The organism is Cupriavidus basilensis OR16 (assembly GCF_000243095.1).
Taxonomy (GTDB): Bacteria; Pseudomonadota; Gammaproteobacteria; order Burkholderiales; family Burkholderiaceae; genus Cupriavidus; species Cupriavidus basilensis_D.
Window position 1 is genome coordinate 36713 of sequence record NZ_AHJE01000022.1, and the last position, 23036, is coordinate 59748.

At 63.6% G+C, this 23036-nt stretch carries 15 protein-coding genes and 4 pseudogenes; 16 read left to right on the forward strand and 3 right to left on the reverse strand.

The features are described from left to right. The first annotated feature begins 43 nt into the window (after window positions 1-43). From OR16_RS09175 to OR16_RS09190, 4 genes and pseudogenes are all read left to right on the forward strand, one after another. A pseudogene (locus OR16_RS09175) lies at window positions 44-522 on the forward strand (LysE family transporter). A gap of 65 nt (window positions 523-587) precedes the next feature. After that, window positions 588-3836, forward strand: coding sequence for a carbamoyl-phosphate synthase large subunit (carB, locus tag OR16_RS09180; protein WP_006157690.1), 3249 nt, complete (start codon window positions 588-590; stop codon window positions 3834-3836). A 201-nt stretch (window positions 3837-4037) separates the two neighbouring features. After that, window positions 4038-4511 carry a transcription elongation factor GreA gene (greA, locus tag OR16_RS09185; RefSeq protein ID WP_006157691.1) on the forward strand — a complete coding sequence of 158 codons (474 nt, stop codon included), beginning with the start codon at window positions 4038-4040 and terminating at the stop codon, window positions 4509-4511. Window positions 4512-4522: 11 nt separating this feature from the next. Next, a complete protein-coding gene (locus OR16_RS09190) occupies window positions 4523-5026 on the forward strand; it encodes a DUF4149 domain-containing protein (protein WP_043419067.1) in 504 nt (167 codons plus the stop codon). A gap of 88 nt (window positions 5027-5114) precedes the next feature. Here OR16_RS09190 and OR16_RS09195 read toward each other — a convergent pair whose 3' ends face one another. Next, window positions 5115-5612, reverse strand: coding sequence for a YhbY family RNA-binding protein (locus OR16_RS09195; protein ID WP_006157693.1), 498 nt, complete (start codon window positions 5610-5612; stop codon window positions 5115-5117). A 197-nt stretch (window positions 5613-5809) separates the two neighbouring features. Here OR16_RS09195 and OR16_RS09200 point away from each other — a divergent pair, with 197 nt between their 5' ends. The 11 genes and pseudogenes from OR16_RS09200 (at window position 5810) to phoR (ending at window position 18223) form a co-directional block, all read left to right on the forward strand. Continuing rightward, window positions 5810-6475 carry an RlmE family RNA methyltransferase gene (locus OR16_RS09200; RefSeq protein ID WP_006157694.1) on the forward strand — a complete coding sequence of 222 codons (666 nt, stop codon included), beginning with the start codon at window positions 5810-5812 and terminating at the stop codon, window positions 6473-6475. A gap of 70 nt (window positions 6476-6545) precedes the next feature. After that, window positions 6546-8429 carry an ATP-dependent zinc metalloprotease FtsH gene (gene ftsH / locus OR16_RS09205; protein ID WP_006157695.1) on the forward strand — a complete coding sequence of 628 codons (1884 nt, stop codon included), beginning with the start codon at window positions 6546-6548 and terminating at the stop codon, window positions 8427-8429. Window positions 8430-8622: 193 nt separating this feature from the next. Beyond that, complete coding sequence (gene folP, locus OR16_RS09210) at window positions 8623-9486, forward strand: dihydropteroate synthase (RefSeq protein WP_043419098.1); 864 nt, start codon at window positions 8623-8625, stop codon at window positions 9484-9486. Between the two features lie 87 nt (window positions 9487-9573). After that, entirely contained in the window at window positions 9574-10920 is a 1347-nt protein-coding gene (gene glmM / locus OR16_RS09215) for a phosphoglucosamine mutase (RefSeq protein WP_006157697.1), read from the forward strand. A gap of 284 nt (window positions 10921-11204) precedes the next feature. After that, entirely contained in the window at window positions 11205-12239 is a 1035-nt protein-coding gene (gene pstS / locus OR16_RS09220; protein WP_006157698.1) for a phosphate ABC transporter substrate-binding protein PstS, read from the forward strand. A 315-nt stretch (window positions 12240-12554) separates the two neighbouring features. Further along, window positions 12555-13518 (forward strand): annotated as a pseudogene (gene pstC, locus OR16_RS09225) (phosphate ABC transporter permease PstC). A gap of 11 nt (window positions 13519-13529) precedes the next feature. Further along, window positions 13530-14408, forward strand: coding sequence for a phosphate ABC transporter permease PstA (gene pstA / locus OR16_RS09230; RefSeq protein ID WP_423739644.1), 879 nt, complete (start codon window positions 13530-13532; stop codon window positions 14406-14408). A gap of 53 nt (window positions 14409-14461) precedes the next feature. Then, complete coding sequence (gene pstB / locus OR16_RS09235; protein ID WP_006157701.1) at window positions 14462-15250, forward strand: phosphate ABC transporter ATP-binding protein PstB; 789 nt, start codon at window positions 14462-14464, stop codon at window positions 15248-15250. A gap of 64 nt (window positions 15251-15314) precedes the next feature. Beyond that, window positions 15315-16019, forward strand: coding sequence for a phosphate signaling complex protein PhoU (phoU, locus tag OR16_RS09240; RefSeq protein WP_006157702.1), 705 nt, complete (start codon window positions 15315-15317; stop codon window positions 16017-16019). 23 nt (window positions 16020-16042) lie between these two features. After that, window positions 16043-16750, forward strand: coding sequence for a phosphate regulon transcriptional regulator PhoB (gene phoB, locus OR16_RS09245; RefSeq protein ID WP_006157703.1), 708 nt, complete (start codon window positions 16043-16045; stop codon window positions 16748-16750). Between the two features lie 115 nt (window positions 16751-16865). Then, window positions 16866-18223, forward strand: a pseudogene (gene phoR / locus OR16_RS09250) (phosphate regulon sensor histidine kinase PhoR). A gap of 64 nt (window positions 18224-18287) precedes the next feature. On the opposite strand, the gene ppk1 reads toward phoR, so the two are convergent. Further along, a complete protein-coding gene (gene ppk1, locus OR16_RS09255) occupies window positions 18288-20411 on the reverse strand; it encodes a polyphosphate kinase 1 (protein ID WP_081488725.1) in 2124 nt (707 codons plus the stop codon). 144 nt (window positions 20412-20555) lie between these two features. On the opposite strand from ppk1, the pseudogene ppx reads away from it, so the two are divergent. Further along, window positions 20556-22087, forward strand: a pseudogene (gene ppx, locus OR16_RS09260) (exopolyphosphatase). An 85-nt stretch (window positions 22088-22172) separates the two neighbouring features. Here ppx and OR16_RS09265 read toward each other — a convergent pair. Next, window positions 22173-23027, reverse strand: a complete 855-nt coding sequence (locus OR16_RS09265) for a GNAT family N-acetyltransferase (RefSeq protein ID WP_081488726.1) — start codon at window positions 23025-23027, stop codon at window positions 22173-22175. Window positions 23028-23036 lie beyond the last annotated feature (9 nt).

The following is a 23036-nucleotide window of genomic DNA, read 5'->3' on the forward strand; positions in this document are numbered from 1 at the left end:
ACGACGAGAAGTTACGTAGACAAGCAGACCGCAGGACGACCCGATGAACGCCTTCATGCATACCGCGCTGGGCATTACCGATTTCTGGACCTTTGTGCTCGGTACGATTTTTATCGTGCTGCTGCCGGGGCCGAACTCGATGTATGTGCTATCCGTTGCGGCGCAACGCGGCGTGCGCGAAGGCTACAAGGGTGCCTGCGGGGTGTTCCTGGGGGACGCCATCCTGATGGTGCTGTCGGCGGCGGGCGTGGCCTCGTCAACCCCAAGGCCATCCTGTTCTTCATCTCCTTCTTCATCCAGTTCGTCGATCCGCAGTTCGGCTATCCGGCGCTGTCGTTTGTCGCGCTGGGGCTGGTGTGCCAGTTGTGCAGCTTTGCCTACCTGACCGCGATCATCTTCGTGGGCGCCAGGCTGGCCGAAGCATTTCGCCGCCGACGACGCCTGTCGGCGGGCATGGCGAGCGGGGTAGGCGCCATGTTCATCGGCTTCGGCGCCAAGCTGGCGACGGCCACCCTGAACTGAATCGAATCCTGATATCCGGTGCGGTCCGCGCGAGTGTGCGGGCCGGCCAATAATGAGAGCGTGCAATGCCAAAGCGCACAGACATAAAGAGCATCCTGATCATCGGCGCCGGCCCCATCATCATCGGGCAGGCATGCGAGTTCGACTATTCCGGCGCCCAGGCCTGCAAGGCCCTGCGCGAGGAAGGTTTCAAGGTCGTGCTGGTGAATTCGAACCCGGCCACGATCATGACCGATCCCAACACGGCCGATGTGACCTACATCGAGCCGATTACCTGGGAAGTGGTCGAGCGCATCATTGAAAAAGAGCGCCCCGACGCCATCCTGCCGACCATGGGCGGCCAGACCGCGCTGAACTGCGCGCTGGACCTGCATCGCCATGGCGTGCTGGACAAGTACAACGTCGAACTGATCGGCGCGTCGCCGGAAGCGATCGACAAGGCCGAGGATCGCCAGAAGTTCAAGGAAGCGATGACCAAGATTGGCCTGGGTTCGGCCAAGTCCGGCATCGCCCACTCGATGGAAGAAGCGCTGGCCGTGCAGACGCAGATCGCCAAGGAAACCGCGACCGGCGGCTACCCCATCGTGATCCGCCCGTCGTTCACGCTGGGCGGCTCCGGCGGCGGCATCGCATACAACCGCGAGGAATTCGAGGAAATCTGCAAGCGCGGCCTGGATCTCTCGCCGACCCGCGAACTGCTGATCGAAGAATCGCTGCTGGGCTGGAAAGAGTATGAGATGGAAGTGGTCCGCGACAAAAAGGACAACTGCATCATCATCTGCTCGATCGAAAACCTGGACCCGATGGGCATCCACACCGGCGACTCCATCACGGTGGCGCCCGCCCAGACCCTGACCGACAAGGAATACCAGATCCTGCGTAACGCCTCGCTGGCGGTGCTGCGCGAGATCGGCGTCGATACCGGCGGCTCCAACGTGCAGTTCTCGATCAACCCGGCCGATGGCCGCATGATCGTGATCGAAATGAACCCGCGCGTATCGCGTTCGTCGGCGCTGGCCTCCAAGGCCACCGGCTTCCCGATCGCCAAGGTTGCCGCCAAGCTGGCGGTGGGCTACACGCTGGACGAGCTGAAGAACGAAATCACCGGCGGTGCGACCCCGGCCTCGTTCGAGCCGTCGATCGACTACGTGGTCACCAAGGTGCCGCGTTTCGCTTTCGAGAAGTTCCCGCAGGCTGACAGCCACCTGACCACCCAGATGAAGTCGGTGGGTGAAGTGATGGCCATGGGCCGTACCTTCCAGGAGTCGTTCCAGAAGGCGCTGCGCGGCCTGGAAGTCGGCGTGGACGGCCTGGACGACAAGTCCACCGACCGCGACGAGATCGTCGAGGAAATCGGCGAAGCCGGCCCGGACCGCATCTGGTACGTGGGCGACGCCTTCCGCATCGGCATGTCGCTGGAAGAAGTGCACGCCGAGACCGACATCGACCCGTGGTTCCTGGCCCAGATCGAAGACATCGTCAAGACCGAGACCCTGGTCAAGGCACGCAAGCTGGACAGCCTGTCGGCCGCCGAGCTGCGTCACCTGAAGCAGAAGGGGTTCTCGGACCGCCGCCTGGCCAAGCTGATGGGCGCCGAGCCTGCCGCCGTGCGCGTTGCGCGCCATGCCGCCGGCGTGCGCCCGGTGTACAAGCGCGTGGACACCTGCGCTGCCGAGTTCGCCACCAACACCGCGTACATGTACGGCACGTATGAAGCCGAACATGGCGAGTGCGAAGCCGACCCCACCACCAATCGCAAGATCATGGTGCTGGGCGGCGGCCCGAACCGGATCGGCCAGGGCATCGAGTTCGACTACTGCTGCGTGCATGCCGCGCTGGCACTGCGCGAAGACGGGTACGAGACCATCATGGTCAACTGCAACCCGGAAACCGTGTCGACCGACTACGACACTTCGGACCGCCTCTACTTCGAGCCGCTCACGCTCGAAGACGTGCTGGAAATCGTCGACAAGGAAAAGCCGGTCGGCGTGATCGTGCAGTACGGCGGCCAGACCCCGCTGAAGCTGGCGCTGGACCTGGAGGCCAACGGCGTGCCCATTATCGGCACCAGCCCCGACATGATCGATGCCGCGGAAGACCGCGAGCGTTTCCAGAAGCTGCTGCATGAACTGGGCCTGCGTCAGCCGCCCAACCGCACCGCCCGTGCCGAGGACGAAGCACTGCGCCTGGCCACCGAGATCGGCTATCCGCTGGTGGTGCGCCCGTCGTACGTGCTGGGTGGGCGCGCAATGGAAATCGTGCATGAGCCGCGCGACCTCGAGCGCTACATGCGCGAGGCCGTCAAGGTGTCGCACGACTCCCCGGTGCTGCTGGACCGCTTCCTGAACGACGCCATCGAGTGCGACGTCGACGCCCTATGCGACGGCCAGCGCGTGTTTATCGGCGGCGTGATGGAGCACATCGAGCAAGCCGGCGTGCACTCGGGCGACTCCGCCTGCTCGCTGCCCCCTTACTCGCTGGCGCAAGCCACCGTGGACGAGCTCAAGCGCCAGACCGCGGCGATGGCCAAGGCCCTCAATGTGATCGGCCTGATGAACGTGCAGTTCGCCATCCAGCAAGTGAACGGCGAAGATGTCGTCTATGTGCTGGAAGTGAACCCGCGCGCTTCGCGTACCGTGCCGTACGTGTCCAAGGCCACCGGCCTGTCGCTGGCCAAGATCGCCGCGCGCTGCATGGCGGGCCAGACGCTCGACTCGCAAGGCGTGTTCGATGAAGTGGTGCCCCCGTACTTCAGCGTCAAGGAAGCGGTGTTCCCCTTCAACAAGTTCCCTGGCGTCGATCCGGTGCTCGGACCAGAGATGCGCTCCACCGGCGAGGTGATGGGCGTGGGCAAGACCTTCGGCGAAGCGCTCTTCAAGAGCCAGCTCGCGGCGGGCTCACGCCTGCCGGAGAAGGGCACCGTGCTGCTGACCGTCAAGGACAGCGACAAGCCGCACGCGGTTGGCGTGGCGCGCATGTTGCACGACATGGGCTACCCGATTGTCGCCACCCGCGGCACCGCGTCGGCCATCGAAGCCGCCGGCATCCCGGTGCGCGTGGTCAACAAGGTGAAGGACGGCCGTCCGCACATTGTCGACATGCTCAAGAACGGCGAGCTGGCACTGGTGTTCACCACCGTGGACGAAACCCGTACCGCCATCGCCGACTCGCGCTCGATCCGTATCTCGGCGCTGGCCAGCCGGGTGCCTTACTACACCACCATCGCCGGCGCGCGCGCCGCGGTGGAGGGCCTCAAGCACATGCAGAGCCTGGAGGTCTATGACCTGCAAAGCCTGCACGCCTCGCTGCCCTGAAGACGTAACGCCTGAAGGCCCCCGGGCGCCCGCAGTTGCTGCGGGCGGCCGTCTTGGCCTAAACTAACAGCAATTTCGTCGATCTAACCGTCGATACAACCTGACAACCTCAAGGCCGCGGTTGAGCGGAAGTGCCCCGGGCAGCGATGCCGGCGCATGGCTCCTGCTCCGCTGCGGCTCATTTTTTTGCTGAACGAAGACATGAGCATTCCGATTACCAAGCGCGGTGCCGAGCTGCTGAAAGTCGAACTGCAGCGCCTGAAGGCCGTCGAACGTCCCGCCGTGATCAACGCCATTTCCGAAGCACGTGCGCAGGGCGACCTCTCGGAGAACGCCGAGTACGACGCCGCCAAGGAAAAGCAGGCCTTTATCGAGGGCCGGATCATCGAAGTGGAGTCCAAGCTGTCGGCGGCGCAGGTCATCGACCCGACGCAGCTCGATACCGACGGCCGCATCGTGTTCGGCGCGACCGTCGACCTCGAAGACCTGGAGTCGGGCAAGCCCGTGAGCTACCAGATCGTCGGCGATGACGAGGCCGATCTCGACAGCGGCAAGATTTCCGTCAGTTCGCCGATCGCGCGTGCGCTGATCGGCAAGTTCGAAGGCGATGTGGCGATCGTGCTGGCCCCTGGCGGCGAGCGTGAATACGAAGTCATCACGGTTCGCTACGTCTAAAACGAGGCTGCGTGTTCTCTTCCTCTTATTCGAGCCTGCCGCCGCTGCCGCATCGCATATTTCTCCTGCTGACCGTGGTCTGGGCAGGCAGTCTGTGGACAGTGGGCTACATGGTGGCCCCGACGCTGTTTTCCGTGCTGCCAAGCCGCGAGACGGCAGGCTTGATCGCCGGCCAGCTGTTCCGTACCGAGGCCATCCTCGGCGTGGTGGTCGGCGTGCTGCAACTGGCGCTGTGCAACCTGATGATCCGCCGGGGCGCAGGACGCTATCGTGGCCTGCGCTGGCTCGTGCTGGGCATGCTGCTGTGTGTGCTGGCGGGGTATTTCGGCATTCAGCCCTTCATGGAGAACCTGAAGGAAAAGGCGACCGCGCTTGGCGTGGGCGTGTCCGAATCGCCCTATAAGGGGCAGTTCGGCATGCTGCATGGGGTGTCGAGCGTGTTCTACCTGGTGCACAGCCTGCTTGCGCTGGTCACGGTGTGGCGCGCAGCGGCGCCGCGCTCGGCCGGCGAATAAGGCCGGCGAATAAGCTGAAGGGTCGAACCAGGGGGCTGTCCGCTGCCATGCCAGCGGCCCCGAAGGGCGCGCCGGCATGGCTTCGACATTAGTCGAGCGCTTTCTTCTTCTGGCTGGTCGGGCGGACGCGGGCGCGCTTGACATTGCCGCCGGCGGTGACGCGCTCATTGCCCAGCACCGTCACTTGCGAACGCTTGGGGCGCCGATTGGGTGCTGCACTGGGCTTCTTGACCGTGACGGTGCGCGGGGCGGCGCCGCCGCGTGGGGCCAGGCGGCCCAGTTCCTGAGGGCGGTTTTCCTTCAGGACAGCCGGGCCCGGGCGCCATACCACCAGCAGCTTGCCGATGTGCTGGATCGGAGCGGCATCCAGATCTTCGCAAATGGCTTCGTACATGGCGATGCGGCTTTCGCGGTCGTCGCCGAATACGCGGATCTTGATCAGGTCGTGAGACGCCAGGCTACGGTCGATCTCAGCCAGGACGGGGCGCGTCAGGCCTTCGCCACCGATCATCACGACCGGATTGAGGCCGTGGGCACGGGAGCGGAGTTCTGAGCGCTGGGCGGGAATAAGTTGAAGAGCGGGCATAAGTAAAGCGCAGGCGAGGGCGCAAATGGGCGCGCAAGTGGTGCGCAAACCAAGGCACACCGAAGTGCCGAAAAAGCGAATCGGCGCGTATTATCCGTCAAACTGGCGCGGTCAGGCTGCAAAAACAGCAAAACGAGTGAAAAACGCACGGGCGGCCGCGGGCCGGCGGCGTTTTTCTCCATACAGATGTCTCCGGAATGGCCAAGAACAAATTCAATCAGGCGTGGTTGCACGACCATATCAACGATCCCTACGTCAAAATGGCGCAGCGCGAGGGCTATCGGGCCCGCGCAGCGTATAAGCTGAAGGAGATCGACGAGCAGGACAAGCTGATCCGCCCCGGCCAGGTCATTGTCGACCTTGGCGCGGCGCCCGGCAGTTGGAGCCAGTACGCCCGCAACAAGCTGGCGGCCTCTGCGCGCGCCAAGGACGGCGGCATCGACGGCGCGGTGATCGCCATCGACCTGTTGCCGATGGAAGCTGTCGCCGACGTCACATTCATCCAGGGTGACTTCCGCGAGGAGGACGTTTTCCGCCAGTTGGAGGATGTCGTGCTGCAAGCGTCCGGCGGCGCAAAGATCGATCTTGTTTTGTCGGACATGGCCCCCAATTTATCCGGTGTAGCCTTTGCCGATGCGGCTCGTATCGATTACTTATGCGACCTGGCGCTGGAATTTGCCCAGGCGCATCTGAAGCCGGAGGGCTCATTGCTGGTAAAGTGTTTCCATGGCAGCGGCTACAGCCAGATCGTGGAGAAGTTCAAACGCCAGTTCAAGGTGGTCGCGAAACGCAAGCCCAAGGCGTCACGCGATAAGTCTTCCGAGACCTTCATTCTTGGGCGTTTCCTCAAGTCGGCGGGGTGAAGCGGTGCCTATCGCTTCGATGAATTTGCTTTTTACCCCGACGCCGGGCACTGCATTACAAAGTTTGGCCTTGAATAACAACCTGTTTCAAAAGGCGGCAATCTGGCTCGTGATCGCGCTGGTGTTGTTTACCGTCTTCAAGCAGTTCGACAAGCCCCGCACGCAGGAAGGCGTCACCTATTCGCAGTTCATGGATGATGCCAAGGCCGGCAAGGTGGGCCGGGTTGACGTGCAAGGCCGCAATCTGGTGGTGACGCCCAAGGAAGGGCAGAAGTACACCATCATCTCGCCGGGCGACATCTGGATGGTTGGCGACCTGATGAAGTTCGGCGTCCAGGTGACCGGCAAGGCGGACGACGAGCCCAACATGCTGGTGCAGGCCCTTTATTACCTCGGCCCCACCCTGCTGATCATCGTGTTCTGGTTCTACATGATGCGGCAGATGCAGGGCGGCGGGAAGGGCGGTGCCTTTTCCTTCGGCAAGTCGCGTGCGCGCCTGATCGATGAAAACCAGAACGCGGTCACTTTCCAGGACGTCGCCGGTTGCGATGAATCCAAGGAAGAGGTGATCGAGCTGGTGGACTTCCTCAAGGATCCGCAGAAATTCCAGAAGCTGGGCGGCCGCATCCCGCGCGGTGTGCTGCTGGTCGGCCCTCCGGGCACCGGCAAGACGCTGCTGGCGCGCGCCATCGCAGGCGAGGCCAAGGTGCCGTTCTTCAGCATCTCCGGCTCTGATTTCGTTGAAATGTTTGTCGGCGTGGGCGCGGCCCGTGTTCGCGACATGTTCGAGAACGCCAAGAAGCAGGCACCCTGCATCGTCTTCATCGACGAAATCGATGCGGTCGGCCGTCACCGCGGCGCCGGCATGGGCGGCGGCAACGACGAGCGCGAGCAGACCCTGAACCAGATGCTGGTCGAGATGGACGGCTTCGAGGCTAACTCGGGCGTGATCGTGATCGCCGCTACCAACCGTTCGGACGTGCTGGACAAGGCGCTGCTGCGTCCGGGCCGTTTTGACCGCCAGGTGTATGTCGGCCTGCCCGATATCCGCGGCCGCGAGCAGATCCTCAAGGTCCATATGCGCAAGGTGCCGATCGGCAACGACGTCGACGCCTCGGTGATCGCACGCGGCACCCCGGGCTTCTCCGGCGCCGACCTGGCCAACCTGGTCAACGAAGCCGCCCTGTTCGCCGCCCGCCGCAGCAAGCGCGTGGTCGACATGCAGGACTTCGAGGACGCCAAGGACAAGATCTACATGGGCCCGGAGCGCAAGTCCACGGTCATGCGCGAAGAAGAACGCCGCGCGACCGCGTACCACGAGTCCGGCCATGCGGTTGTGGCAAAGCTGCTGCCCAAGGCGGATCCGGTGCACAAGGTCACCATCATGCCGCGCGGCTGGGCACTGGGCGTGACCTGGCAGTTGCCGGAGCATGACAAGTACTCGAAGTACAAGGACAACATGCTCGACGAGATCGCCATCCTGTTTGGCGGCCGCGCGGCGGAAGAGGTTTTCCTCAACGCCATGAGCACAGGAGCTTCCAATGACTTCGAGCGCGCCACCAAGACGGCCCGCGACATGGTTACCCGCTTCGGCATGAGCGACACGCTGGGCACCATGGTGTACGTGGATACCGAGCAGGATGGCATGTTCGGCAAGATGTCGTCCAAGACGGTGTCGGAAGCCACCCAGGTCAAGGTCGATGCGGAAATCCGCCGCATCGTCGACGAGCAATATGGCCTGGCCAAGCGCCTGCTCGAAGAGAACCGCGACAAGGTCGAGGCCATGACCACGGCCCTCATGGAATGGGAAACCATCGATGCGGACCAGGTCAACGATATCATGGCGGGCAAGCCGCCGCGGCCGCCGCGTGGCGCGTCCAGCCAGAACGGTGGTGGCAACACGCCGTCGGGTGGCTCGCCGGTGGCCCCGGCCAACGCTCCGGCCACGGCCTGAGCGGATAGCCGGCACGATAGCCTCGTCAGTGGTCCGGTGAGCCGGATGCCGCAGACGTGGTAATCGTGGTTGCTGCGGTCGTTCACCAAGCCTGAAGCCGGCGCCTTGTGCGCCGGCTTTTTCTTTGCCGGCATGCAAGGCGCAAAGCCTCTTTCAACTTTCTTCGCTTTCGTTTTTTCGTATCTTGTCTTCGATCTCTACCGATTTGAGTTTCCAGTGCGGCCGCTACCGCTTCGCGCGCGATCGCCGTCCGCTGGTGATGGGCATCCTGAACGTCACTCCCGATTCGTTTTCCGATGGCGGCCAGCACGCTGGCCGCGATGCCGCCTTGCGCCATGCCGAGCGCATGATCGCCGAAGGCGTGGACATCATCGATATCGGCGGCGAGTCCAGCCGGCCGGGCTCGGCGGCGTTGCCGCTGGACGAGGAGCTGGCGCGCGTGCTGCCGATGGTCGAGGCGCTGCGCGACTGCGGCCGGCCGCTGTCCATCGACACCTACAAGCCGGAAGTCATGCGCGCCGCGCTGGCTGCCGGGGCGGACCTCATCAATGACATCTGGGGCTTTCGCATGCCCGGCGCCATCGAGGCGGTGAGCGAGGCACAAGCCGGGCAGGCTGGCCTGTGCGTGATGCATATGCAGCGTGATCCGCAGACCATGCAGGAGCAGCCCCAGTACCAGGATGTGGTGGGCGAGGTGGCGGGCTTCCTGCGTGAGCGGGTGGACGCGTTGCGCGCCGCCGGCGTGCATGACGATCGCATCACCCTCGATCCAGGCTTTGGCTTTGGCAAGACGCCGGATCATAATCTGCACCTGCTGGGCCAGCTTGCGCAGTTGGCGGTGGATGGCCTGCCCCTGCTGGTGGGCCTGTCGCGCAAGTCGACGCTCGGCGCCATCCTGGGCGGCCGTGCGCCGCAGCAGCGGGTCGCCGCCAGCCTGGCAGCGGCAGTCTGCGCCGCGGAGCGGGGCGCGTACATCGTGCGTGCGCATGATGTGGAACAAACTGTGGATGCGCTCAAGACCTGGTGGGCCATTCGTCATGAAACAATCGCCAGTTAAATTTGTTTTGATTGCGGGCATCCAGCATTGCGCGCTTAGCCTTTAGCATTCGGCATCCGCAACACTGGACAACGGGAGAATGACCATATGACACGCAAGTATTTCGGCACGGATGGGATTCGCGGCAGGGTTGGCGAGGCGCCGATCACGCCCGACTTCGTGATGCGCCTGGGCTATGCGGCGGGCATGGTGCTTGCCCATGGCGCGAAGCAGCAAGACCAGGCGCGTCCGACCGTGCTGATCGGCAAGGACACGCGCATTTCCGGCTATATGCTGGAGGCCGCGCTGGAAGCCGGCTTCACCTCGGCAGGCGTCAATGTGCTGCTGACCGGACCGCTGCCGACACCGGGCGTGGCCTATCTCACGCGCGCGCTGCGCTTGTCGGCGGGCGTGGTGATCTCCGCCAGCCACAACCCTTATTACGACAACGGCATCAAGTTCTTCTCCGCCGATGGCGACAAGCTGCCGGACGCCGTGGAACTGGCGATCGAGCAAGCGTTGGAGGCGCCGATGGTCTGCGTGCGCTCGGACGATCTCGGCCGTGCGCGCCGCATCGAGGATGCCGCCGGGCGCTACATCGAATTCTGCAAGAGCACGTTCCCCTACGAGCAGGACCTGCACAAGCTGAAGCTGGTGGTGGATTGCGCGCATGGTGCCGCGTATCACATCGCTCCGCACGTCTTCCATGAGCTCGGCGCCGACGTGATCTCGATCGGCAACCAGCCGGATGGCCGCAACATCAACGCCGGCTATGGCGCGACGGCTCCGGAAAAACTGATCGAAGCGGTCAAGGCCAATGGTGCCGATCTCGGCCTGGCTTTCGACGGCGACGCGGACCGCCTGCAGGTGGTGGATCGCGATGGGCGCCTGTTCAACGGGGATGAGCTGCTGTACCTGATCGTCCAGGACCGCCTGCAGGCGGGCCAGGCCGTGGAGGGTGCGGTGGGCACGCTGATGACCAATATGGCGGTGGAGCTCGCGTTCAAGCGCCAGGGTGTGGAGTTCGTGCGTGCCAAGGTGGGCGACCGCTACGTACTGGAGGAGCTGAACAAGCGCAAGTGGACGCTTGGCGGCGAGGGTTCGGGCCATCTGCTCTGCCTGGATCGCCACACCACTGGCGACGGCATTGTCTCCGCGTTGCAGGTACTGGCCGCGTTGCGCCGCAGCGGCAAGACCCTGTCGCAATTGCTGGAGGGCGTTTCACTGTTCCCGCAGACGCTGATCAATGTGCGCGTGGAAAGGGGCTTTGATTGGCAGTCCCACGCGGGCCTGAGCGCGGCGCGCGCCGTGATCGAGCCGCAGCTCGAAGGCCGGGGCCGGGTATTGATCCGCGCGTCGGGGACCGAGCCGGTGGTGCGCGTGATGGTCGAAGCCGAGAAGGTCGAGACCGCCGAGCAGGCAGCGCAGACGCTGGCGGACGCTTTGCGGGCCTGAACGCTGCCGGCTCTGGTTCATCGCCACTAGCTGTTGCTGAGACGCCGGGCTGCTGCCCGGCGTTCTTTCTTTATCAAAAGCAATTAACCGCAGATATTTTGGGATTGCACAATGCCAGATGCGGGTGAGAAGGACATGGCTGGCGCGCCGATCGATGTGCTGAAAGAGGCTGGCCTCGCGAACTTTAGAGAAGATTTCGTGATGTCATGGAATTGTCATAGTCGGGGCTTAAAGTTCGAGTTGTCAAAAAATTGTCATTCCCCAACCATGTCTCTGGAGGACATATGAAGCTGGTCAAGACTGCCGTTGCAGGCATCGTGTCGTTGGTGGTAGCGGGCACTGCGTTCGCGGCGGAAATCACCGGTGCTGGCGCATCTTTCCCGGCGCCCGTGTATTCCAAGTGGGCCGATGCATACCAGAAAGCAACGGGTAACAAGGTCAACTATCAATCCATCGGCTCGTCCGGCGGCATCAAGCAGATTGGCGCGAAGACCGTCGATTTCGGTGCGTCCGACGCGCCGCTGAAGGACGAAGAACTGGCCAAGCAAGGCCTGGTGCAGTTTCCCACGGTGATTGGCGGCGTGGTGCCGGTGATCAACCTGCAAGGCGTCAAGCCGGGTGAGCTGACCATCACCGGCGAATTGCTGGCGAACATCTACCTGGGCAAGATCAAGAAGTGGGACGATCCCGCGATCAAGGCACTGAACCCGCACGCCAAGCTGCCGAGCCAGGACATCCTGCCGGTACGCCGCGCCGATGGCTCGGGCACGACCTTCATCTTCACCAACTACCTGTCCAAGGTCAGCCCGGACTGGAAGAGCTCGGTAGGCGAGGGCACCACGGTCAACTGGCCGGGTGGTGGCACCGGCGGCAAGGGTAACGAAGGCGTGGCCGCTTTCGTGCAACGCCTGAACGGCGCCATCGGCTACGTCGAGTATGCCTATGCCAAGCAGAACAAGATGACCCACCTGAACATGAAGAACGCTGCCGGTGCAGTGGTTCAGCCTGGCGATGACGGTTTCAAGGCAGCAGCGGCAGGCGCCGACTGGAGCAAGACCTACTACCAGATCCTGACCAACGAGCCGGGCAAGACGGCATGGCCGATCGCCGGCGCGACCTTCATCCTGGTGCACAAGAACCAGGAAAAGGCAGCGCAGGGCGCCGAAGTGCTGAAGTTCTTCGACTGGGCGTACAAGAGCGGCGGCCACATGGCCAGCGATCTTGACTACGTACCGCTGCCGGACGCCGTGGTGAACCAGATCCGCGCGACCTGGAAGAACTCGGTCAAGGACGGTTCGGGCAAGGCGCTGTACAACTGATCGGCTGGCTGCCATCCCGGCCCGCATGTGCGGGCTGGCGTGACAGCCGCGCTCGCCCGGCGCCCCAAAAGGCGCCGGGCGAGCAGCACCGTGGCAGCAGTATTGAAGACAGCAAGGCAGTAGAAGCAGAAGCGGTTGAAGCGGTTGAAGCGGTTGAATCGGTAGAAGAACCAAAGAAGCAAAAGTACCAAAAGAAGCAGCGCAGCAAACGCGGCAACCCGCGCGGGCACGCACGACGCAATGCGAGGGGCCCATCGGCCCGAGCGGTCGGCACAGCCGGCGAGCCGCCAACTAAACGAACTCCAATACCACATCATGGCGACTACATCCGATCTATCCGCAGTGCGGCCGCCTAGCCGTACCGGTGACATCCTGTTTTGGCCTGACACGCGGCGCCGCCATCGTGACCCTGCTGCTGCTTGGCGGCATCATCGTGTCACTTGCGATCAGCGCATGGCCTTCCATCGAGGCCTTTGGCCTGCGCTTCCTGTGGACCGCCGAATGGGATCCACCAGCGGACGTCTATGGCGCGCTGGTGCCGATCTACGGCACCATCGTCACGTCGCTGATCGCCCTGATCATTGCGGTGCCCATCAGCTTTGGCATTGCGCTGTTCCTGACCGAGCTGTCGCCGGCCTGGCTGCGCCGCCCGCTCGGCACCGCCATCGAACTGCTGGCCGCCGTGCCCTCGATCGTCTATGGCATGTGGGGCCTGCTGGTGTTCTCGCCGATCTTCGGCGAGTACTTCCAGAAGCCGCTGGCCGCCACCGTTGGCCAGGTGCCGCTGATCGGCAAGCTGTTCCAGGGCGCGCCGCTGGGCATCGGCCTGCTGTGCGCCGGCGTGATCCTGGCCATCATGATCATTCCCTACATCGCTTCGGTGATGCGCGACGTGTTTGAAGTCACCCCGGTGCTGCTCAAGGAATCTGCCTATGGCGTAGGCTGCACCACCTGGGAAGTGATGTGGCGCGTGGTGTTGCCGTTCACGCGTGCTGGCGTGATCGGTGGCGTGATGCTGGGCCTGGGCCGTGCGCTGGGCGAGACCATGGCGGTCACCTTCGTGATCGGCAATACCAACCTGCTGGACAACGCCTCGCTGTTCTCGCCGGGCAACAGCATTACTTCGGCGCTTGCCAATGAATTCGCCGAGGCCGGCGCCGGCCTGCATACCGCCGCGCTGATGGAACTTGGCCTGATCCTCTTCTTCATCACTTTCGTGGTCCTGGCGCTGTCGAAGATCCTGCTGCTGCGCCTGGCCAAGAGCGAGGGCGCAAAATGAGCCAAGCCGCGATGTCTTCCTCCTCCTCGATTCCGGCCGTGAGCCCAGATGCGGATGCCATGCGCACGCGCCTGCAGGCACGCCGCCGCCGCACCAATTTCTATGCCCTGACCGCGTCGCTGGGCGCCATGGGATTCGGCCTGTTCTGGCTGGCCTGGATCCTGTGGACCACCATCTCGCTGGGGGTGGGCGGCCTGTCGATGGACCTGTTCACGCAGATGACGCCAGCGCCGAATACCGCCGGCCTGGCCAATGCCATCTACGGCAGCTTCGTGATGGTTGGCCTGGCCACCCTGTGCGGAACGCCCCTGGGCATCCTGGCGGGCATCTACCTGGCCGAATACGGCAAGACTTCGCCGCTGGCCAGCCTCATCCGTTTTATCAACGACATCCTGCTGTCGGCGCCGTCGATCGTGATCGGCCTGTTCGTCTACGCGCTGGTGGTGACCCGCATGGGGCATTTCTCCGCCTGGGCCGGGATCTGCGCGCTGGCGTTGCTGCAGATTCCAATCGTGGTGCGCACGACCGAGAACATGCTGAACCTGGTCCCGAACGCGCTGCGCGAGGCCGCCTTCGCGCTTGGCACGCCCAAGTGGAAGATGGTGCTGTCGATCACGGTGAAGTCGTCGTACGCAGGCATCGTCACCGGCGTGCTGCTGGCGGTCGCGCGTATCGCCGGCGAGACCGCGCCGCTGCTGTTCACGGCCTTGTCCAACCAGTTCTGGACCAGCGACCTGAACAAGCCGATGGCAAACCTGCCGGTGACCATCTTCCGCTTCGCCATGAGCCCGTTTGTCGAATGGCAGCAGCTGGCCTGGGCCGGCGTGTTCCTGATTACCGTTGGTGTGCTGGCGCTCAATATCCTGGCACGCATGCTGTTCAAGAAATGACCGGCAGCGCGCTAGCCGCACGGCATTCCCAACATTCTTTGCGAGAGACGAGCATGACCTCGACCGTCATCGACATTCCCGACACGACCCGCGCCAAGATCGACGTGCGCAACCTGAACTTCTACTACGGCCAGTTCCATGCGTTGAAGAACGTCAATATGTCGATCCCCGAGCGCAAGGTGACGGCCTTTATCGGCCCGTCCGGCTGCGGCAAGTCGACGCTGTTGCGCACCTTCAACAAGATGTACGCCTTGTACCCGGAGCAGCGCGCCGAGGGCGAGATCAACATGGATGGCGACAACCTGCTGACTGCCAAGCAGGACATCGCGCTGCTGCGCGCCAAGGTTGGCATGGTGTTCCAGAAGCCCACGCCGTTCCCCATGTCGATCTATGACAATATCGCTTTCGGGGTGCGCTTGTTCGAGAAGCTGTCGCGCTCGGAGATGGACGACCGCGTGGAATGGGCGCTGTCCAAGGCGGCGCTGTGGAATGAGGCCAAGGACAAGCTCAACCAGTCGGGCTATGGCTTGTCGGGCGGGCAGCAGCAGCGCCTGTGCATCGCCCGAGGCATCGCCATCCGCCCCGAAGTGCTCCTGCTCGACGAACCGTGCTCGGCGCTCGACCCGATTTCGACCGGGCGCATTGAAGAGTTGATTGCGGAACTGAAGGACGAGTACACGGTGGTGATCGTGACGCACAATATGCAGCAGGCGGCGCGCTGCTCGGACTACACCGCGTATATGTACCTGGGTGAACTGATCGAGTTCGGCGAGACCGAGAAGATCTTCATCAAGCCGCATCGCAAGGAAACCGAAGACTACATCACCGGCCGTTTCGGCTGATTGAGCGTTACGCGCATCACGCCGATAACGCATAGCATACGAATAGAGCGGCTAGGAGAGCAACATGTCTGACAAGCATCTGTCGACCCAATTCGACGCCGACCTCAACGCCATCAGCACGAAACTGCTGCAGATGGGCGGTCTGGTCGAGTCGCAGATCGAAAACGCCATGCGGGCGCTTTCGGAGTTCGACGCGGGCCTGGCCGACCAGGTCATCGCGCGCGAGCAGCACCTGAATGCCTTGGAACTCGAGATCGATGCCGATTGCGGCAACATCATCGCGCGCCGGCAACCGACCGCGCGCGACCTGCGCCTGGTGATGGCGATTTCCAAGACCATCACCAACCTGGAGCGTGCCGGCGATGAGGCGGAGAAGATCGCCAAGCGCACCAAGCACATCATGGAAGACGCGGGCGCCCACCAGATCAATTATTCCGAGGTGAAACTCTCGGGAGACCTGGCCATCGCGCTGTTACGCCAGGCGCTCGATGCCTTTGCGCGCCTGGACACCGTGGCCGCCGCCCGGATCGTCAAGGACGACAAGGCCATCGACGACGAATTCCGCGCGTTCGTGCGCAAGCTCATCACCTACATGATGGAAGACCCGCGCACGATCTCGGTCGCGCTGGATTTCCTCTTTATCGCCAAGGCGATCGAGCGCATTGGCGACCACGCCAAGAACATCGCTGAATTCATCATCTACATCGTCAAGGGAACCGACGTCCGCCACGCCTCGCGTGAGGACATGGAGCGCGAAGCGCTGAGTTAAGGCGCCACCGCGGAGAAAATTACATGCCAAGCAGCATTCTTGTTGTCGAAGACGAACCCGCGATTGCCGAACTGATCGCGGTCAACCTGCAACACGCGGGACACTATCCGATCCGGGCCTATAACGCCGAGCAGGCGCTGTCGCTGATGAGCGACGTGCTGCCCGACCTGGTGCTGCTCGACTGGATGCTCCCGGGCAAGTCGGGGGCCACCTTCGCCAAGGAACTGCGCAGTAACGACCGCACCAAGCAGATTCCGATCATCATGCTCACCGCGCGCAGCGAAGAGCAGGACAAGGTGCTGGGACTCGAGGCCGGCGCGGACGATTACGTCACCAAGCCGTTCTCTCCCAAGGAACTGCTGGCCCGCATCAAGGCCGTGCTGCGTCGCCGCGCCCCGCAACTGACTGATGACGTCGTTGCCATCAATGGCCTGCGCCTTGACCCGGCCACGCACCGGGTCACCGGCCAGGATGACTCTGGCCTGATCAAGCTCGACCTTGGTCCTACCGAGTTCCGTTTGCTGCACTTCTTAATGACGCACCCGGAGCGCGTTCACAGCCGTTCGCAGTTGCTGGACCAGGTGTGGGGCGATCACGTGTTCGTGGAAGAGCGGACCGTCGACGTGCATATCAAGCGCTTGCGCGCCGCGCTTACCCCCGGGGGCTACAGCAACATGATCGAGACGGTGCGCGGCAGCGGCTACCGGCTGGCGCGAGCGCCCAGCCATTGATACCAGGCTTGCCACGTCGTTTCCGGCGTGGCGGCTGTCGCATGTTGCCCGTTTCGTGGCACACTCCACCGCATCCCATGCGGTCTTGCCGCGTGCCTGACCTTCTCACTTCTTCATGAACGTCATCTGGGCCCGTTCGGCGGCCATCCTGGGGCGGCCATCCTGATCTTCCTGGCCCTGGCTTCGGCCGGCCTCTACTTCGTCCTTGGTCCCGTGCCAGCGCTGGCTGTGCTGTGCGTCGGCCTGCTCGGGCATCTGCTTTACTACATCTACCAGATCAACCGGCTCTGGAAAGTGCTGGATGCGCCTGCGTATGGCGAGATTCCCAGCGCGCTGGGGCTGTGGGGCGAGGTGTATTACCGCCTGCATCGCCTGGTCAAGCGCTGGCGCACCCAGGTGCTGCAGGTCGAGCAGCAACATACCCGCTTCATCCAGGCCATCCAGGCGTCGCCCAATGGCGTGCTGATGCTGGACGACGCCGACCAGATCGAATGGTGCAACGATGTGGCCGAGCAGCATTTCGGCCTCAACGCGCGGCGCGATGTGCGCCAGCGCATCACCCACCTGATCCGGCGTCCGGAATTCGTCCAGTACCTGCACTTGCAGCGTTTCGATGAGCCGCTGGTGATGCGCGACATGGGCGAGCACAAGCGCAGCGTGATCGCCGTGCAGATACTGCCTTACGGGGAAAACCGCAAGCTGGTGCTGACGCACGACATCACCAAGGTGGAGAACACCGAGGCGATGCGCCGGGATTTCGTCGCCAACGTCTCGCACGAGCTCAAGACCCCGCTGACGGTGCTGACCGGATTCCTGGAAACGGTGCGCGACCTGCCCGTGTCGGAGCAGGATCGCAACCGCTACCTCGACATGATGCTGGTGCAGTCCATGCGCATGCAGCATCTGGTCGAGGACCTGCTGGTGCTGGCCAAGCTGGAAAGCGACGAGCAGCCGCCAAGTCTTGACCGGATCGACATGGCCGAGCTGGTTGCGCACCTTGTGCACGACGCCGAGGCGTTGTCCCAAGGCGAGCATCAGGTCTCGGCGCAGATCGATCCGGCCGTCGTGCTGCGTGGCGCGGAGCGTGAACTGCTGTCGGCCTTCGGCAACCTGGTTTCCAACGCGGTGCGCTATACGCCGGAGGGCGGGCGCATCAGCATTGCGCTGACGTACGAGAACGAGCACGCCATTTTCTCGGTCACCGATACGGGCCTGGGCATCGCTGCCGACCATATCCCGCGCCTCACCGAGCGCTTCTACCGGGTCGATCGCAGCCGCTCTCGCGATACCGGCGGCACAGGGCTGGGGCTCGCCATCGTCAAGCATGTGTTGTCGCGCCACCATGCCGACTTGCGCATCACCAGCGAAGTGGGACGTGGCAGCGTGTTCCGCGTGGTCTTCCCGTTCGATCGCAGCGGCTATACGCCAAGCGCCTTGCCGCAGCCTAGCCAGTCGCCACAGAAGGCGGCCTGACCAGCCCGCTCACGGTGTTTGGGTTGGGATGGCATGGCATGGCGCGCCATGCCGCTCTCGATCCTCAAGCGCTGCCAAACAGGGCCAGCAGGTCGTTCTGGCTGACGTGCGGCTGCTTGGACTTGGTGTGCTTGCGGACGTAGCTGCCATCGGACTGCATGATCCACGCGGAGGCATTGTCGTTCAGGTGCACCCGTAGGCTCTCCTTGACGACCCGCGCCTTCAGTACTTTGTCCAGCACCGGGAATGCCACTTCGACGCGGCGGAACAGGTTGCGGTCCATCCAGTCCGCGCTGGACAGGTAGACCACTTCCGCGCCGTCGGCCAGGAAGTAGTAGACGCGGTGATGCTCGAGGAAGCGCCCGACGATGGAGCGCACGGTGATGTGCTCCGACAGGCCCGGCACCCCCGGGCGCAGTGCGCAGACGCCACGGATGATCAGGTCGATCTTCACGCCGGCGCGCGACGCCTTGTAAAGCTCGTCGATGATCGATGGCTCCAGCAGGGCATTCATCTTGGCCATGATGCGCGCGGGCTTGCCGGCGCGGGCGTTGCGGGCCTCGGCGCGGATATGCTCCACCAGGTTGCTCTGCATGGTGAACGGCGACTGCCACAGGTGATTCAGGCGGATGGTGCCAGCGGTACCGGTGAGCAGCTGGAACACGTGCTGGACGTCCTCGCAGATCTGCTCGTTGGCGGTGAGCAGGCCAAAGTCGGTGTACAGCCGCGCGGTGCGCGGATGGTAGTTGCCCGTGCCCAGGTGGGCGTAGCGGCGCAGCTTGAACTGCTTGCTCTTGGGGCCTTCCAGTTCGCGCCGCACCATCAGCAGCATCTTGGCATGGCACTTGTGGCCAACCACGCCATAGACCACGTGCGCGCCGGCGGATTCGAGCCGCTCGGCCCAGTTGATATTGGTTTCCTCGTCAAAGCGTGCCAGCAATTCCACCACTACCGTGACTTCCTTGCCGTTGCGCGCCGCGGTCATCAGCGCTTCCATTACCGGCGACTCGTTGCCGGTGCGGTAGACGGTCTGCTTGATGGCCACCACGGCGGGGTCGACGGCAGCCTGCTGCAGCAGGTCGAGCACCGAGCTGAAGCTCTCGTAGGGATGGTGCAATAGCACGTCCTGCTGGCGGATCGCGTCGAACATCGACGCGCCGGGCACAAACACCTTGACCGGCGCCGGCACGTGCGGCGGGTACTTGAGGGCGGGGCGGTCGACCAGGTCGGGGATCTGCATCAGCCGCACCAGGTTGACCGGGCCGCTTACGCGGTACACATCCTGCTCGCCCAGGCCGGATTCGAGCAGCAGGCGGCGTGCCATGGCCGGCGGGGTATCGGCCGAGATTTCCAGACGCACGGTGTCGCCGAAGTGGCGGGTAGGCAATTCGCCCTGCAGTGCTTCGCGCAGGTCCGTGATATCGTCCTCCGACACGAACAGGTCAGAGTTGCGGGTGACACGGAACTGATAGCAGCCGTTGACCTTGATGGCGGGGAACAGCTCATGCACGAAGGCTTGCATGAAGGACGACAGCAGCACAAAGCCGTAGGGATAGCCCGAGAGCTGCTCGGGCATCCGGACCACACGCGGCAGCGCGCGGGGCGCCTGCACGATGGCCAGGTCGGCCTCCCGGCCAAAGGCATCCTTGCCCGACAGCTCAATGACGAAATTCAGGCTCTTGTTGAGCACCCGCGGGAATGGGTGGGCCGGGTCCAGCGCGATCGGCGTCAGGACCGGGCCGAGTTCGCGCATGAAGAAATCGCGCGCCCATTCACGTTGCGCCTCGTTCCAGGTGGGGGCGAGGTGAAAGAACACCCCTTCTTTTTCCAGCAGGGGGAAAATCACGTTTTGCAGCATGTCATACTGCATTGCCACCAGCGTTTGCACGCGTTCCGTGACAATCTGGTATGCCTGCTGCAAGGAAAGCCCGTCGGGCGTGATGCCGGACGGATTGTCGCGCATCTGCTCCTTCAAGCCGGCCATGCGGATCTCGAAGAATTCGTCCAGATTGCTTGAAACGATACAGATGAACTTCAGACGTTCAAGCAATGGCACGTTGGCGTCAGCCGCCTGCGCCATCACTCTTGTGTTGAATTCCAGTAGGCCCATTTCGCGGTTGAGCAGCGTGCCGGGTGGGCTTGTCGACATTGGCATGACCTTCTTTTGGTAATGCGGCGACTTTTTCATAGAATCATGTCAAATTGATGACAATGTGATTTTGTCACGATACAGACATGATAAAGACATATTTTCTACGGTTGGGCGAACCCAATTGCCCAACACAGTTATTGATGCCGCGGCTTGCGGCTTTTACCCACATTTCCTACCGCGATGAACCAAACCCCTCGCTTGCTGGCCGCCGTCGATATGGGCTCAAACAGCTTCCGCCTGATGATCGGGCGGGTGGACGAGAGCTTGACCGCATCCGGGCCAGCCAGCCAGCTATTCCAGGTCGACGCGCTGCGCGAGCCGGTGCGCCTGGCCGCGGGCCTGACGCCGGACAAGTACCTGGACCAGCCGGCCCGCCGGCGCGGCATCGACGCGCTGCGGCGCTTCGGCGACCGCCTGCGCGATTTCTCCCCAGACCAGGTGCGGGCGGTGGCCACCAATACGCTGCGGGTAGCCAAGAACGCTTCGGAATTCCTGATCGAGGCCGAGCATGCGCTGGGATTCCCGATTGAAGTGATCGCCGGGCGCGAAGAAGCGCGGTTGATCTACCTTGGCGCCTCGCACGATGCGCCGGCCTGCTCGGGCAACCGGCTGGTGGTCGATATCGGCGGCGGCTCGACCGAGTTCATCATCGGCAGCGGCTACACGTCCAAGCTGATGGAAAGCCTCTACATCGGCTGCGTCTCCCATAGCCGCCAGTTCTTCCCCAGCGGCAACGTCGATGAGTACGCGATGAAGCAGGCGGAACTGGCCGCGCGCAGGGAGATCCAGGTGCTGGTACGCCAGTACCGCGCTGCCGGCTGGCAGCAGGCCGTGGGCTCGTCCGGCACGGCGCGGGCGCTGGCCGAGCTGATCGAGCTCAATGGCATGAACGATAACCCGGCCGAGCATGGCATCACCCGCGAAGGGCTGGAGCGCCTCAAGCGCGCGCTGGTCAAGGCGGAGAACGCCAACCGGGTCAAGCTGGTGGGCCTGAAGGCGGATCGCATCCCGGTGCTGCCGGGCGGCCTGTCGATCATGCTCGGCGTGTTCGCCGAGCTCGACATCGATCGCATGGACGTCACCGATGGCGCGCTGCGCCTGGGCGTGCTGTACGACCTGCTGGGCCGTACGCACCACGAGGACATGCGTACCATCACCGTCGATCAGTTCATGCGCCGCTATGGGGTCGACCGTGCGCAGGCCCAGCGCGTGCGCCAGGCCGCGCTGGGCCTGCTGGCGCAGTTTCCCGAGCCGCGCAATGAGCGTCGCGACGACAACCTTGCACTGCTGGGCTGGGCTGGCGGCTGCATGAGATCGGCATGACGATCTCGCACAGCGGCTATCACAAGCACTCGGCTTACATTGCCACGCACGCCGACATGCCGGGCTTCTCGAAGACCGACCAGGCACGGCTGGCCACGCTGCTGCTCGGGCATGCCGGCAAGCTCGGCAAGCTCTCCGGCAGCGGCAAGTTCCTCGACTGGCGCATGCTCTTCAGCCTGCGCCTGGCGTTCGTGCTATGCCGGCGCCGCGCCGACGAGCCGCTGCCGGAGATCACGGTGGGCCAGCGTTCGGATGCGCTGGACGAAGGCTTCGAGGTGCGCCTGCCGAAGGCCTGGATCGAGGCTAACCCGCTGGTTGAATACAGCCTGGCGCAGGAGGCCGATGAGTGGGAACGCATCGGCAAGCGCTACAAGGTGGTGTACGCCTAGGCAAGGCACGGGGGCAGCCGGATGGCTGCCCCCGCTCGACCAGCCTCAGCGGCCATGGCGGACGCGCCACGCGCCTCGCGCGGGCTCAGGCGCCGCGGTTCAGGCCAAGGAAGTGGCGCGCATAGCGGGGGTTCATGTCGTTCACGCGCAGCAGCGTGAGGAAGTCCGCCACGTTGAAGTCGGGATCCCATGCCGGCATGCCGCAGATGCGCGCGCCTAGCCGCAGGTAACCCTTGATCAGCGCGGGCGGCTCTACGTCCAGCGTCTGGTTGAGTTCATCGACCGGCAGGGGCAGGCGCGGGAACGCGTGGTACTCGATCGGCGCCAGGGCGCGCTCGGCAAAGACCCGGTAGAGGCTGGCCGCGTAGTGGCCGCCATCGCTCATCGGCACGCTTGCGCATCCCAGCATCGATTCGATGCCCCAGCGCTGCAGGTACTCGCCCAGGCCGCCCCACAGCGCCATGATCACGCTGCCCGAGCGGTAGTCACGGTGCACGCAGGAGCGGCCCAGTTCCACCATCTTGGGCTTCAGGTGAGCCAGGCGCACCAGGTCGAATTCCGACTCGGCATAGAGGCAGCCAATACGCTTGGCCTGGTGGGGCGCCATCACGCGGTAGGTGCCCACGACCTTGAGCGTGGCCGTATCGCGCACGATCAGGTGATCGCAATAGGCGTCGAACATATCCACGTCAAGTTCCGGCCTCGACGGGTTCAGTCTGGCGCCCATTTCTTCGGCGAAGACCTTGTAGCGCAGGCGCTGCGCTTCTTCTACTTCATCCTGGTGACGCGCCCACGCCACGCTGAAAGCAGGCTGGTCATGCGCTTGTTCATGTGTTTGTGCAGGTTGCTGGCGATGAAGACGCCTCCGCGCCGAATGGCCGGAGAGGCCACTGGGCAGGGAATCGAACAACGGCTGGGTGGGCGTCGGGAGCTCTCGCATCAGTATGTC

Bases quoted from the DNA above. Each gene is read 5' to 3' on its own strand.
- pstB (WP_006157701.1), top strand. From the start codon at position 14,462: ATGACCTCGACCGTCATCGACATTCCCGACACGACCCGCGCCAAGATC.
- carB (WP_006157690.1), top strand. From the start codon at position 588: ATGCCAAAGCGCACAGACATAAAGAGCATCCTGATCATCGGCGCCGGC.
- phoU (WP_006157702.1), top strand. From the start codon at position 15,315: ATGTCTGACAAGCATCTGTCGACCCAATTCGACGCCGACCTCAACGCC.
- glmM (WP_006157697.1), top strand. From the start codon at position 9,574: ATGACACGCAAGTATTTCGGCACGGATGGGATTCGCGGCAGGGTTGGC.
- ppk1 (WP_081488725.1), bottom strand. From the start codon at position 20,411: ATGAAAAAGTCGCCGCATTACCAAAAGAAGGTCATGCCAATGTCGACA.
- pstA (WP_423739644.1), top strand. From the start codon at position 13,530: ATGTCTTCCTCCTCCTCGATTCCGGCCGTGAGCCCAGATGCGGATGCC.
- OR16_RS09265 (WP_081488726.1), bottom strand. From the start codon at position 23,027: ATGCGAGAGCTCCCGACGCCCACCCAGCCGTTGTTCGATTCCCTGCCC.
- phoB (WP_006157703.1), top strand. From the start codon at position 16,043: ATGCCAAGCAGCATTCTTGTTGTCGAAGACGAACCCGCGATTGCCGAA.
- pstS (WP_006157698.1), top strand. From the start codon at position 11,205: ATGAAGCTGGTCAAGACTGCCGTTGCAGGCATCGTGTCGTTGGTGGTA.
- OR16_RS09200 (WP_006157694.1), top strand. From the start codon at position 5,810: ATGGCCAAGAACAAATTCAATCAGGCGTGGTTGCACGACCATATCAAC.
- greA (WP_006157691.1), top strand. From the start codon at position 4,038: ATGAGCATTCCGATTACCAAGCGCGGTGCCGAGCTGCTGAAAGTCGAA.
- OR16_RS09195 (WP_006157693.1), bottom strand. From the start codon at position 5,612: ATGCCCGCTCTTCAACTTATTCCCGCCCAGCGCTCAGAACTCCGCTCC.